This window comes from Thermosphaera sp. (assembly GCF_059755995.1).
Map to the genome: position 1 here is coordinate 1 of NZ_DBOUKL010000033.1, position 13,535 is coordinate 13,535.

A 13,535-nucleotide genomic window follows, 5' to 3' on the forward strand; every position below is an offset into this window, starting at 1 on the left:
ATACTACTGATCACGGCCAAGATAATCGCTACAGCGGTAACGGTTAAGGGCGGAGGGTCCGGTGGATTGTTCCTGCCCACAGTTTTCATAGGCATTGTCTCAGGAGCCCTCTTCACACAGCTGCTAAACCACTACGGGCTCCCTGTTGAACCAGGGCTCGTAATAGCCGCGATGACGTCGAGCATGCTGGCAGCCTGCAACAAAACCCTGGTAACCGGGGTGATTCTCTCCCTCGAAGTATTCGGCTTCGTGAACGTGATACCCGCACTATTATCCTCGCTAACAGCTTACGCGCTAACAATTAACTGGTCGATCCATGAAAACCAGCTGGCGGACAGGGCGGAGTCTATGGCCGCGGAGAACCAGCTGAAGAACACGGGTTAGCAACTTCCTCGTCCCCAAACTGTGCACTCCCTGCTTGATCAGCTCTTGCTCTTCAGCCGGCTTATCATCAGCCAGTACTCCTTGTCATTGAATAGTGTTTCAGCCTCGTTTTCAACCTTGTTCAGTATTCCCTTAGCACCCTTGGATATAAAGCTCGAAATCTCCCCGGCGTTAACCATTCCCACACCGAGCGGGTTCGGGGGAAGCCCCACTCTCCCAATGCTTGCCTTGGCGAGGAGCCATGCCCCGATCACCTCTGGCCTCGATGCCTGCACCAGGCTGTCTGCTGTAAGCTTCCTGTTGGAGAACCAGTAGAGCTCTCTTGTGAAGGCTACTGCTAGGGTCCTCCTAAGCTTGTCAACCCATTCATCGTAAAGCTCCCCAGCCTTCCCCCTCACCTCTCCGAGAGCTTTGTCAACATCCACACGGGTGAGAGGAGCCCTGTAAACAGCCTTGGCGAAACCCTTATCAAGCACAGGCTCCAGCGACCCCCACAGCACCACGAGGCTGGAGGCGTAGGAGCTGTGCATCACGCTCGTCATGAAGGACTCGGCAAGGTCTCCGGGGGGCTGTAGACCCCTCCCCTCCAGCACGGCTTCAACCTCCCACGGCTCCAAAGGATCCGCCGCGGCCGGCTCACCGTTAACCAGGAGCCAGGGCACGCTCCAAGCCTTCTTCTCGAAACCAACCCCTGGCTTATCAGCTACCAGGATTCTTAAACGGTTTAACAAGCCTTTCTCGCTGAGTGTTTTCACCAGCCTGTAGCTTGAGAAGCATGTTGGATGTACAACCAGCTCGACAGTGCTCACAGGGATCAACCATTTAGTATTTACTATGAATCCGCTTTAATAACTAGCTACAGTGCTTAAGCATTGCGCTGCCGGAGGATTACGGGGAGGCGTTCGCCAGTAGTTTTCGCGGAGGCTTGGAAGCTTTCCCAGCCCTCAGTAAACCCAGTTTTTAAAAACCGGGTGATCCTTCAAATCCTCGAACAGCCAGACCATTCTGTCAACATACCAGAGCTTCCCAAGATACGCGGTGATGCAGCCTGCCACGGTGGTCAAGGGCTCGAGCGCCACTACCCCGTAGAGCAGGAGGATGGCTCCTGCAAGGCTCAGCATTGTCAAGGTGAATGCGGCCTTGACATGGTGCTCCGGTATTTCAACACAGTACTCCCTCCTGCTCACCATTATCCTCTCGCCGAAAACACCCCTGCTAGCCCAGCTACGGGTTGAACGGGGCTTCGGGAAAACCCTGGGGTTTAGAAACGTCCACGCCGCGATCACCGCTAAGGGGATTAGGAAGAACCAGCCTATCCACGCGCGAGACCAGCAGGCAATTGTGAAGAGTAGTAGGAGGGGAGCCTGGTTGCGAAGCTCCAGGGATTGGCATGCCTCATCCTTCATCCTCATCGCAGCCGATGTCTTACCCAGGATTCTCCCGAGTATTCTATCAACCACGCTCTCCCTGTACTGTGTGCAAGCACTGCTCGTTTTGAAAACCCTGTTTAACAGGTTCAGATGAGACAGGTTTTCTCATCCCTTCCGCGTCAAGCCCGTTTCCTCATCATCGCTTAAATCTTAGTGTTTAAAGGGTTTTAACCCTAGTCTATCCAATCCTTCTTCTCAATCTTCTCCGGGATGTAGCTGTCTGCTAGGAATTTAAGCCCCTTACTAGCCATTGCCTCGATCTCGAGCTTGCTGAGGGTTTTGAAGAATATGCAGAGCTCCCTAACCCATTCGGGGCTTCTGAACCAAGGGTAGCCTGTCAACCCCTCCTTCCTCTTCTTAACCTTGCTCTTCAAATCACCCTCGTCCATGCAGACTTCGGCTACCTCGTAGCCGACGAGCTCGACAGCTCTTTCAACATCCTTCTGCTTAGCCTTGATAATATAGTTCCTCCTCTCCTTCTCATCGAGATAGGCTTTCTTACCGTGAAGCCTTGCCAGGGATGATTTCGAAATCCCTGGGAAGCCCTTGTCAAGCCTTGCCAATACCTCGCTGAACGGGGCGTCCCCGAAGACATCGGTCATCATCACCCCTATGAACTTCGCCCCAGGGGTTGCAAGCCTCTCGCTCTCGTAGGACAGGGTTATACTGCCTATTTTGAAAACACTGTAGATGTAGTACCCGTAGGGGTCGCTGTCGGCGAGCACGTACACGGGGAGCTTCAACTCCTCGCTAAGCCTTCTCACAAACCTCCTGGTAGCCCTGTCCGGCTGCCCGGCGCTGGTAACCAGTACCGCCTTGTTCTTCCTCCAGAAACCATACCTGTGGAGCTGTTGGAACACAGCATCCTTCTCCACCACGAGCACGTACTCGGCGTCAACATCCTTGAACTCTATCAGGTCCGGCGTGGGCTCGATCGAGTATGCCCCGTGCCCCATCCTGCTCAAGTCTATGGTGTCGTCACCGCTCCTTATCACCAGGTTCCCGACAACCTTCCCCTTCTCCTTGCTGAGGATGAGCAGCTCCTCTCTTAAAACGTTGAGGAAGACTTCAAGATCTCTTATAACGCTGTCAGACTCCTTCTGCTCCTCCCAGCTGTTCTCATGCACCACCTTCCCGTCAATATCCCTGTAGGAGATGGTGTGCTTACCCCTGTAGTAGAGGTCACGTATCGTAGGGTACTCGTTGTTGACCAGGGAGTCGTAGATTATCGAAGCCATCAGCATTGTCTGCATGAACTTCCTTGCCTCGTTGATATCGGTGAAACTCCTCTTCAACGTCTCAGGGCCGAGCAGTAGTAGCTTGTGCCTGTGGTCGTAGATCGTGTTGGAGAGTGTTCTCTTAGGCATTACGAGAACAGGCCTCTCCCCTTTAAGGATTAGCTGGGATATTTCGAGAAACCTCCTCCTCATAAGCTCGCTAGCCCTTGCCCTTGCCTGCAGGTCCGCCTTGGTAACCATAAACCCCTCCCTCAAGTACCTATCTCGACTGTTTCAAGGCTCTTGACAACCTCCTCCAGGGGTATCCCAGCCCTTTTAGCAACTATTTCAGCAAGCCTCTGCTCGAGGAGATCCTGGTTGATCCCGTCCTCCCCTCTCACGATCGTGTGGAGGCTTCTAGCTATCTCGGGAATATACTTGGCGAGGAGTACAACCCTTCTCTTAACCTCCTCCTCCCTAGCCTTCCTCACCAGGTATATCTTCAGCTTGCGCAAAACCTCCATTAAGGCAAGCCTTATCTCCCTCCTGATCTCGGGCACGTCGGCAATGCTCTCCTTGCCAACTCCTTTGAAAGGTATCTTAGTGCTGCACACGTGCACCAGGACCACGAGGGGTGCTGGGAAAACTATCGAGTAGTTAGCCCAGTTAACATCCTCCTTGACGACGAAGGTTGTCACATCGCTGCCCTCGTCGTAGAGGAGCGGTATCTTGTTAGCATACCTGAGTATTACAGGCTTATCCGCCTCGCCCAGGGGCGTGCCTCCCCCGTAAGCAATCCCCGCCTCCACGATGAACGGGTGGCCGTGGTAGACCTGCGGCCTCCTCGTCACGGCTTCAACGAACTCCGGCTTGAACATTCTCGACAAGCCTGCCACGATAATCTCCCTCCCTAGCGGCGAAATAGCCTTGGCTGAGGGGGGCCTGAGGTTTTCAAACCCCTTGATAGCGTTCACAATCCTGAGCAGCTCATCCTCGCTCAGGGAGCCCGCCGGCTTCGAAGGGTCAACCCCGGCCCTGCTTAAAACCTCAGTGGCTGTTGACTCCCCAACGCTCTGGAAGTTCTTGATCAACAGGTCTTTAACGGTTTCCGAGGTGTTCAAATCCCTCATCTGCTTCAACATCTCGAGGTCGACGCCGAAGGGGTGTGGCTTAACCTCCACCGGGGGCCTGGGCAGGATGCTTATCGCCCGGGGGTAGTAGATTATCTCGTTCTCCGGGGTTATGAATATGATGTTCGCGTATGGGGTGACCACTACTGAGCGCTGCAGGTACTCCATGATCTTCGGCTTAGCCCTGGCCCAGTCGCCCTCGAGCGTTATAGACACTATTGTCCCATGCCAGTCCCTGGTCTTCCTCCACGTCCCCTTCTCAAGGATCACCGGCTCGTTCCTGTTCACATCTATCCTCAGCTTGAAGTAGTATATCCTCTTAAACCCCTGCTTGCTCGTGATTACTTCAACAGGCCTGCCAGTTGTCATCTGCCCGTAGAGCACAGCCATTTTAACACCGAGCCCGTACATCCCCCGGGTCTGCTTCAAAACATACTTGCTGCTGAACAATACTTTTCCGAAAGCGTTTGGAACCACGTCCGGGGGCAGCCCTATCCCGTTGTCTTCAACGGTAACCCTGTAGTACTCTTGGATCTCGTCAACCTTCCTGATAGCTATCTTGACATCGGGGAGTATTCCGTGAGCATCGGTAGCGTCTAAAGCGTTCTCGTAAAGCTCCCTCACAGTCTGATAGAGTGCTCTAACAGGGTTGGAGAAGCCGGCGATCTCCCTGTACTTGTAGAAAAACTCAGCGGGGCTTATAGCCCTGTACTTCTCAACGCCCTCAACGCTGTTAGACATTTTAGGCAAACCCCTAAATACCTGTAAACTCTGATCTATTATCCAGTAATACTCTTTAAAAACAAAAGCACGGGTTCCCAGCCCCGCACGCTGCTTCAAGAGCCTGCCGCTTAAACCAGGGCTTGAAAACCTCTACATCCAACCGGTTTTAACGAGAGATATTTATACTACGTGTGGATAAATTACCTACTTGGAGAGGTGGATTACGTGAGCCCCAAGGAGGTCTTGGGATTACTCATAACCATCATCGCCATAGTAATAATATTCTACGCCTACATATCAACCGGTGGAGTCGTGAAAGGGGATATAGCGATTGCAGCAGGTGTTGCAGGCTTCATCCTAATACTTGTTGGACCATACCTGTGGCTTGGAGAGGTTCCATCAGCTATTAGCAAGTTCGTAGAGGCTAAGACAGGGGTTAAGCTGGAGCAGAAGTAGGAGGTGTTGTGTTAATGTACCCGATCCTCATCCTCGTGATCGTCCTCGTTATCTACGTGCTGGCATACGTCTTCTACGGGAAGAAGATACTTGAGCAACGGGTCACAAAGGCAGACCCTAACAGGCCGACCCCTGCGCTGACCAAGTTCGACGGCGTCGACTACGTTCCAGCCAACAAGTACGTTCTATACGGCCACCACTTCGCATCGATCGCCGGGGCGGGGCCTATCACCGGTCCAGCGCTCGCGCTTAACTGGGGCTGGGGGCTCCCGCTCATATGGGTGCTGTTCGGCAACGTCTTCATCGGTGCAGTCCACGACTACCTTGCAATAATGTCGAGCGTTAGGTACGGCGGCTTATCGGTGATGAGTATTTCAGAGTCCACGATGGGGAAGAAGGCGAGGTATGTATTCCTAGCGTACACCTGGTTCGCCCTGATCCTGGTTCTCGCAGCATTCCTCAGCGTTGCGTCATCAACATTCATAAGCATTCCCTCAGCAGCCACGGTCGCAGTCCTCTACATGCCTCTAGCCTTATTGTTCGGCGTGATGGTGTACAGGTTCGGGGTCAACGTTAAGAAGGCAACCGTCATAGCACTCGTCCTCGAGGTGGTGCTGATATATGCTAGCTACTACACCCAGCTAGTCATGCCTGGGGACGCGCCCGCCCCGTATCAGACATGGGTTGTTCTACTTGCGGCCTACAGCTTCATCGCGGCGTCGCTACCGGTATGGTTCCTGCTCCAGCCTAGGGACTACTTGAACGCATACCTGCTGTGGGGCTTCGTAGCCCTGGCGATCCTAGCCCCTCTAGCAATACCTCTCATAGGGCTGACCGGCCCCTTGATAACCAGCTTCGTCGCTAAGGGAGCCACTATCGGGGCGATCGGCGAGGCAGCGAGGGCTGACATAGCATGGTTCTGGCCCACAGTCCCCTTGACGATCGCGTGTGGAGCGCTGTCAGGCTTCCACTCCGTAGTAGGTTCGGGGACAACGTCTAAGCAGCTTGCCAACGAGCTCGATGCCCTCCTCGTAGGGTATGGTGGAATGTTGACGGAGGGAGCTGTCTCATCCCTTGCTGTAATACTCCCGGCTGCCATAGTCTGGGATTTCACAGCCTTCGCATCCAACGCTGGCTTAACAACCAGCACGCTCCTGAACTCCGGGCTTAACGTGACGGCTTACCCAACAGTGTTAAACCAGACCGGAACCGCCAGGTTCTACACATCCTACGGCCTAGTGCAAGCGCTCATGTGGTCGAGGCTCCTAGGGGTTGAGAACTTCCCAGCCCTGTACAAAGGATTCTCAACCTTTGCCGCATGGGCTCTCTCAGCATTCGTGCTGACAACGCTCGACACTGCTAACAGGCTGGCAAGGTTTGCATGGGTGGAGCTGTTCGACTGGGTTAAGCCCAGGAAGCCCGGCGTCCACAAGATAATAGCCAACAGGTGGATCGCATCCCTGATACCGATACTGCTTGGAGCGGTAATGGCTCTGCCGCAGGTCACGGACCCGTTGACGGGCAAGCTGATATATGCCTACCAGCTGATATGGCCAGCATTCGCAGGGACAAACCAGTTGCTCGCGGCAATAGCACTGCTCACCGAGGCTTTATGGGTTTACGCGGTCTTGAAGGTCAGGGGCAAGGTCAGCCTCCTGATCATGGCCCCGGCAGTGTTCCTCTGGGTGACGGTTACATCAGCACTCTTCATCTGGCTCCTTCTCGTAGTTCCAAGCCTGCCAGCACTCTATATTGCTACTACAGGTCTCATAGTAGCTGTGTCTCTAGCGCTGGATATTGCCCTGATACTGCTGTTCGTTAAATCCCTGAGGCATGCCAGCGTGAAAGCATAAGTCCTTTCTTAATAAACCTTTTTTCAACATAATTCTCATCGGTGCTTACTAATGGTTTTGGAAAAGATAAGGAGCTTTCTCAGGGAGCTACTCCTTTTCATCAAAGGGTTTAACCAGGCAATACTCGAGCAGAGCGTGGAGGCGTTACAGGCTGAGTATGTTGAGCTGGAGAACGCATTCCTCACAATGCTCTTCGGCCCCCTGGTAGGCGTTAAAACAATCCCTGTCTTCCTCTCCCTTGAGCTCCTGGAGGCTGTTAAGGAGGAGGTGTCGATACTGGAGTCCCGGGGGTTCAGAGGGGAGGATGTGCTAGGGGATTTAATGTCGTCGCTGGGAGGTGAGTGGTAGTGCTTCAAGACCTTATCAAGCCATACTCCTGCTGCCCGCACGTGGTGGTTGTGATAGGGAAGGGGGGTGTCGGCAAGACCACAGTATCCCTCCTCCTCGGCGCAACGCTTGCGAGGCTGGGGAGGACGCTGGTTCTAAGCCTCGACCCGGCCAAACACCTGGCAAAGTACATTGGGGAGGAGGTTGTCGACAGGGAGCACGTGCTCGGGGAAAACCTGGCTGTGAGGCAGCTGGATGTTGAAAAGGAGGTTGCCAGACAGGCTGACCAGTACTCCAGCATGCTCAAATACCTTCTACCATCCCTCACAGTCTTAAACGTTGACAGCGTGGTGGACGTTGTCAAGTACATGCCGGGTGTTGAGGAGGAGGTTTTCCTAAGGGTTTTAGACAGCGTATACTCCAGCCGGGACTACAGCTTCATAGTGGTTGACACGCCTCCCACAGGCGTCACCCTTAGAACCCTCTACCTCCCACTGCTCTACATGGTCTGGCTTGACAAGCTGATCAAGGTTAGGGAGAGGATTGTCTCCCTGAGATACGTTATCGCGAGAACCACGGGGAGGGAGGCTGAGGCAAGGGATAAGGCCCTGTCTATTCTCCTCGAGATGAAGCAGCGGTACTCAAACCTCATGGACGTGTTGAAGAATCCTGCGAGAACCTCTTACGTAGTGGTTGCAACCCCGGAGCCTCTGCCGGTTTACGAGATGGAGGAGACTGTTAGCTTCCTGGAGAAGAAGCTTGGGGCTCCCGCTAAAGCCCTCGTGCTCAACAAGATCCTCCCCGCTGAAATGGCTCGGAGAATGGGGGTGGAGCAGCAGCAGAAGGCTTTCATTGAAAAACTCTCCTCTATTAAAAAACCCCTCGTCCTCATAAACTATCTCGGAAAGCCCACGGAGAGCTTCGAGGATGTTAAGAAGCTTGAAAGCCTTGTCGAGGTGGTTGGGTGAGCATTGAAGACTTGCTCTCGCTTTACGGCGTGATAATTCTGATAGCGATCCTCGGCGCGGCCTCAGCCATATGGTTTTTCAGGCAGAGGCGTAGGCTGATAGTGTTGCTGAGGGACGTGGTGCTGTCTCTTGAAAAACACTTCAACCCTTCAAGCAAGGAGTACCAGTGGCTCGGATACATCGTAGGCTTCAAGGCCAGGTACGTCCTCCCAGGCAAGCACAGGGTTTACCTACTGCTCACCACAGTCCCAAGGCACTCCCTGCTATACTACCCCTTCGCCAAGATCGCGGGTAGGAGGGACAGGCTTGAAATAGCCTTCAACCCGAGCGACAGGGTTGTGGCTGGAGAGGTCTACCTGGTTAAGAAGAACAGCAGGGTTGACAACACTGTTCTCAGAAACAGCGTGGGGGACAGGCTTGACAAGATGTTTTCAAGAGAGGTTAGAGGATTCTACGACTACATAGTATTCTACAGTGAGGAATCCCTCTACGACAAGGTAGCCGGGGCTGTAGCGAGCTCTAACCTGCCTGTAACCATGATCGCCACTTACCCGGGACAGAACATTGTCTCCGCCGCATACGACCTATCCCTGAGCACTCTCAGCGAGTTCCTGGCTTTTCATGAAAGGCTTGTCAAGGAGCTAACAGTTCCCAGGGCTGGCAGGAAGTAGCTTCCACACTGCTTTAAATATCCAGTTTCCAATAAAGTATTCACGTGGCTTCCTCGAGGAGTGTTGACTCATGAAGGCAGTATACATGTTTGAACCCCCTAGGAACGGTCTCGAAATCCTTGAAAAAGAAGGCATCCCCTACTCATACTACCCTGGGAGGCAGGCGCCCCCGGAGTGGCTTGAGAAGGAGCTGAGGGATGCAGTAGTCCTGGTGGCAGCCCCGTGGAACACTGTGCCCAGGGACTTGATCGAGAAGGCTGAGATGCTGAGGCTGATCATGGTTCAGGGCTCAGGGCTTGACAAGGTTGACATAGAGGCTGCCACGCAGCGAGGGGTATGCGTAGCCAACGCCCCGGACTACATAGCGGAGACTGTTGCAGACCATATCATGGCTCTAATACTTGCACACTACAGGAACATTGTCAGAGGCGACAGGTATGTTAGAGAAGGGAAGTGGACTGCCGGGACCCCTCAGACACTGATTGGGAGAACGCTGAGCGGTAAGCAGGTTGGAATAGTGGGGATGGGGAGGATAGGGGCCTCGCTGGCCAGGAGGCTCAAGCCCTTCGGGGCGAGAATAGTCTACTGGGATAGGAGGGCTAAGCCCGAGATAGAGCACGCGCTCGAGGCTCAGAGAATGGATCTAGACCAGCTTGTCGAGACCAGCGACGTGGTGGCAATAACCGTTGCGCTGACCCCTGAGACAAGGAGGCTGATAAACAGGGACAGGGTATTCAGGATGAAGAAAGGAGCCCTGCTTGTCAACACTGCGAGAGGGCCTATAGTTGATGAGAAAGCTCTTGCGGAAAGGCTTGCTCAGGGAGAGATCTACGCGGCTCTCGACGTTTTCGAGACGGAGCCCCTCCCGCAGGACAGCCCGCTGCCTAGGCTTGAAAACACCATACTAACCCCTCACCTTGGAGGATTCTCCTGGGAGGCCTTGGCGGAGACGGCGAGGTTTGTTGCCGAATCAGTTGCCAGGTTTATCAAGCAGGGCAGGCTTCCTGACACTGTTGTGAACAAGTGCTGATCAAGCTGGCCCAGGGAAACTTTCACCCTCCCCCGAGCCCTCCGTGTTTTTAAATTTTTACACGTCGAACTCTTTCAAGCATTTCCTCAAGAATGGTGTCAGGCGTGAAGGCTGTGTCCGGCCTGGTTGCAACAGCACTGCTGCTCGCGTTAACGATCGCTGGGGGAGTCCTACTCTACAACTACGTCTACGGCTACCTGGCCGGGGGCGGTAGTAGCGGAGGGGTTGAAGCAGTGTACGTAGCCCTCTACGACCACGGCTCTGTGAAAGAGCTGTACGCGGAGGTTTTGAACACCGGGTTGAAGACTGTCAGGGTTGAGAAGGCTGTGCTGGTTCAGAACGGTGTTATTATTCACGAAGCCGTTGTCAACGGTGTCAGCATTCCAGCGGGCGGTAAGGTAGCCATAGTAGTTAGCAACATAACCGCTAACATAAATGCTTCACAACCCCTCTACCTGAGAATATACTACGACGGGCAGCCGTCGAAGCTGTTCGAAGTATTCAAGTAGCCTTGCAGCGGGGCAGGCTTGCACATGCTTCAAAGGTTTTTTCAAAACCTTAAAACCATCCTCCCAACCTCCTTCCCCACCCCTGCGGGAAAAGGAGGGCTTGCAGACGCTTCCCTCAGGGTTGTGAAGAGGATTGTAGAGGAGTATTTAACAGGCTACTCTCTCGAGGAGGGTGTTGAAGGCTTAATCCTGGAGGAGTACGAGCTCCCCTTCAACATTAAGGCAAGGATTGTCAGGAACGGTGGCTTGCTGAAGTATGTTGTCGAGGAGCCGCCTATAACCCCTGCTGTTATTGAACAGGTATCCAAGCTAGTGCTCAGCGTTGAAGCAGGCTTCAAGCAGGCAGGGCTTCCTGGAGCGGAGGTGGTTTACAACTACTCGAAGATCGCCAGCGGCTACGGCCCCTTATACCCTTTCACAATGGATGAGAGCGTTGAGGAGGTCAGCTTAGACAGGAAGACCGGGAGGATCCACGTCATCCACTCCAAGTACAGCTGGTACGGGTGGCTCTCCTCCAACATCACCGTGAGCAGTAGCCTCGTTGACAAGCTGGTCCTCTCTCTCGCGAGGAGATCGGGGAGGCATATATCCCTGCACAACCCAATAGCGGAGGGTTTGACAAGGGAGGGTTTAAGGGTTAGCCTAACCTTCGGCGACGAGGTCTCGAGGAGCGGTAGTAGCATAGTGGTTAGGAGGAGGCCCGGAGCCCCTGTAACCATCACCAGGCTGATAGCGGAGGGTGTTTTAAACACGGCTGTTGCAGCATACCTCTGGCTCATCCTCGAGTCGAAGGGCTGGGTGATCGTGGCTGGGAGTGTTGGAGCCGGGAAGACAACCCTCCTCCAGGCACTGCTAACCCTCGTACCTCCTTCAAGAAGGGTTGTCACCATCGAGGACACCCCGGAGCTGAGCGGTTCTACAGGCCTCTGGGACCCGCTTGTTGAGAGGCATTTAGCCGGTAAGCAGGGAGCCAGCATAACCTCCTACGACCTGTTAAGGTTCGCGCTCAGGAGGAGGCCTGACTACATAGTTGTCGGCGAGGTGAGAGGGGTTGAAGCCAGGTTGCTCGTCCAGGCATCCAGGCTCGGCCATGGAGTGTTAACAACCATTCACGCCGACAACCCGAGGTCTGTTGTGGAAAGGCTGACAGCACCCCCTATATCCATACCGCGTAGCCTTCTCAGGAATATTTCAGCAATAGTGATGGTTTCCAACAACCAGGGGGTTAGAAGGGTTTCAGCCTTGTGCGAGCTCGGGGAGGGATCGGAGATCCGTGAGCTCTGCTCGACACCAGGGTCCTGCGGGTCTTTAACACCCAGGGTTTTAGCACACCTATCCGAGAGGCTTCAGGGATATGGCGATAAGGAGAGGGTTCTACGAGTGCTTGAGGAGAAGGCTTCCTTCCTGGAGGACTGTGTTTCCAAGCAGGTTTTCCACCACTCAAAGCTATCCGAGAAGCTCCTGGAGCACTATCTCGCGTGGAAGGCTTGAGGAGGGCGTGGTGTTTGGAGAAGTCGTTGAGCAGGATCAGTGCTAGAGGCTTGGAGGAGGGCTTTCTCGACTTCCTGACAACCCTGGCCTCTTTCGAGTCCACAGGCCTCAGGATCATGGACTTGTTCGAGCACTCGGCTAGTAGAAGAATCCGCGTTCCAGGAGACTACGCATCCCTTGCCAGGCTCTACGTGTTCCTGGAGAAGGCTTCGGGAGACCCTTACACCTCGCTCAGAAGCCTCGCCGAGCTCACTCCTTCCCCAACAGTGTCAAGGCTTCTCAGGGAGTACGGGGAGGTTTTAGTGTCAACAGGGGGGACCATGAGCCTTGTAGAGAAGTATCTTGGCGAGGAGCTGGAGAAGCACTGGGCAAGGGTTTCAAGCCTTTTCACACAGATTGATGCTTTCTACGAAGGCTTCCTCATAATCGTCCTAACCCTTACAGTTTTCACGCTTCTCCCAGGGGTTTCCCTGAACCCTGCAGTATCTGTTGCCGCAACCGTCTTCACAAGTGCTGTAGGATACTTGATTGCTAGAAGGGTTTCCGAAACCATCTTATCCCCTGAACCGCCATACATGGCTGCGGCCGACCTGGCCGTGGTAGTCTCCGCCCTCCTCGCCCTCACAGGGCTTCAAGGCCTCGTGCTTCACACTGCTCTCGCCTTAACACTCCACGCTTTTTTGAGGGAGAGGGTTAGGGCTTCTCAAGGAGTTGAGGCTGAGGCCATCCTCCTAGCCGAGGAGGCTGTTTCAGGCCTTGCCCTAGGGGTCCCGGTTGACGCATCCCTTACCGCGGGCTTCTACTCGTCGAGAAACCTGGTTCACAGGCTCCTTGGGCTTGCAATGCTGAACGGGTTCAACGCTTCAACCATGGCTGACACACTGCCCCTTCCGCCGCTGGCTAGGAGGCTCATAACCCTGCTGTCAACCCCTCTGGAGTACAGCGGGTTCCCGCGGGCGCTTGCCTCCACCGTCTCCAGGTTTTCAAGACACATTGCCCAGTCGAGGAAGTGGTGTGGGGAGAGGTCGAGGCTCTACTTGTTCTACGCGGTTTTCACAGGGCTCCTCATATCCTTCATGGCCTACCTGTTGAAAGGGTTCACGGGCCTGCCGGGCCAGCCGCCCGGTGCCGTGGCGCCGCTGGTATACTCGAGCATTGTTGGGTCGGTGGCGGTTGCCTCAGCCTCGGGCGGGGGTTTAATGGTTTCATCCGTGAAGAAAACAGGATTGGCTTTAACCCTGGGCTGGCTTGCCTACTTATCCCTGACTATCCTTTGACAACGCCTATTGGGCGCATCCTTACAACCATTCTAGCAATCCCTACCTTGTGCGCTGTCAGCACCACCT

14 protein-coding genes are annotated in these 13,535 nt (G+C 54.3%); 10 read left to right on the forward strand and 4 right to left on the reverse strand.

The window, feature by feature from the left end; translation table 11 throughout:
* The coding region (locus AC3OH0_RS03705) for a chloride channel protein (protein WP_498344816.1) at positions 1 to 384 on the forward strand (384 nt) is incomplete at its 5' end.
* Positions 385 to 422: 38 nt separating this feature from the next.
* On the opposite strand, the gene AC3OH0_RS03710 is transcribed toward AC3OH0_RS03705, so the two are convergent.
* From AC3OH0_RS03710 to AC3OH0_RS03725, 4 genes are all read right to left on the reverse strand, one after another.
* A complete protein-coding gene (locus AC3OH0_RS03710) occupies positions 423 to 1,193 on the reverse strand; it encodes a hypothetical protein (protein WP_498344817.1) in 771 nt (256 codons plus the stop codon).
* Between the two features lie 135 nt (positions 1,194 to 1,328).
* Entirely contained in the window at positions 1,329 to 1,844 is a 516-nt protein-coding gene (locus tag AC3OH0_RS03715; RefSeq protein ID WP_498344818.1) for a DUF6653 family protein, read from the reverse strand.
* Positions 1,845 to 1,987: 143 nt separating this feature from the next.
* A complete protein-coding gene (locus AC3OH0_RS03720; RefSeq protein ID WP_498344819.1) occupies positions 1,988 to 3,292 on the reverse strand; it encodes a DNA topoisomerase IV subunit A in 1,305 nt (434 codons plus the stop codon).
* 11 nt (positions 3,293 to 3,303) lie between these two features.
* A complete protein-coding gene (locus AC3OH0_RS03725) occupies positions 3,304 to 4,902 on the reverse strand; it encodes a DNA topoisomerase VI subunit B (protein WP_498344820.1) in 1,599 nt (532 codons plus the stop codon).
* A gap of 207 nt (positions 4,903 to 5,109) precedes the next feature.
* Here AC3OH0_RS03725 and AC3OH0_RS03730 point away from each other — a divergent pair, with 207 nt between their 5' ends.
* From AC3OH0_RS03730 to AC3OH0_RS03770, 9 genes are all read left to right on the forward strand, one after another.
* A complete protein-coding gene (locus tag AC3OH0_RS03730; RefSeq protein ID WP_498344821.1) occupies positions 5,110 to 5,340 on the forward strand; it encodes a hypothetical protein in 231 nt (76 codons plus the stop codon).
* A 14-nt stretch (positions 5,341 to 5,354) separates the two neighbouring features.
* A complete protein-coding gene (locus AC3OH0_RS03735) occupies positions 5,355 to 7,193 on the forward strand; it encodes a carbon starvation CstA family protein (RefSeq protein WP_498344822.1) in 1,839 nt (612 codons plus the stop codon).
* A 51-nt stretch (positions 7,194 to 7,244) separates the two neighbouring features.
* Entirely contained in the window at positions 7,245 to 7,541 is a 297-nt protein-coding gene (locus AC3OH0_RS03740) for a DUF7990 family protein (protein ID WP_465250824.1), read from the forward strand.
* Entirely contained in the window at positions 7,541 to 8,488 is a 948-nt protein-coding gene (locus AC3OH0_RS03745) for an ArsA family ATPase (RefSeq protein WP_498344823.1), read from the forward strand. The genes AC3OH0_RS03740 and AC3OH0_RS03745 overlap by 1 nt, the downstream gene beginning before the upstream one ends.
* The gene (locus tag AC3OH0_RS03750) at positions 8,485 to 9,159 is read left to right on the forward strand and encodes a hypothetical protein (RefSeq protein ID WP_498344824.1); all 675 of its coding nucleotides are present in this window, start codon (positions 8,485 to 8,487) and stop codon (positions 9,157 to 9,159) included. The genes AC3OH0_RS03745 and AC3OH0_RS03750 overlap by 4 nt, the downstream gene beginning before the upstream one ends.
* A 70-nt stretch (positions 9,160 to 9,229) precedes the next feature.
* Positions 9,230 to 10,189, forward strand: coding sequence for a 2-hydroxyacid dehydrogenase (locus AC3OH0_RS03755; RefSeq protein WP_498344825.1), 960 nt, complete (start codon positions 9,230 to 9,232; stop codon positions 10,187 to 10,189).
* 104 nt (positions 10,190 to 10,293) lie between these two features.
* Positions 10,294 to 10,698, forward strand: coding sequence for a hypothetical protein (locus tag AC3OH0_RS03760; protein WP_498344827.1), 405 nt, complete (start codon positions 10,294 to 10,296; stop codon positions 10,696 to 10,698).
* 24 nt (positions 10,699 to 10,722) lie between these two features.
* Positions 10,723 to 12,189 carry a type II/IV secretion system ATPase subunit gene (locus tag AC3OH0_RS03765; protein ID WP_498344829.1) on the forward strand — a complete coding sequence of 489 codons (1,467 nt, stop codon included), beginning with the start codon at positions 10,723 to 10,725 and terminating at the stop codon, positions 12,187 to 12,189.
* A gap of 14 nt (positions 12,190 to 12,203) precedes the next feature.
* The gene (locus AC3OH0_RS03770; protein WP_498344828.1) at positions 12,204 to 13,466 is read left to right on the forward strand and encodes a hypothetical protein; all 1,263 of its coding nucleotides are present in this window, start codon (positions 12,204 to 12,206) and stop codon (positions 13,464 to 13,466) included.
* Positions 13,467 to 13,535 lie beyond the last annotated feature (69 nt).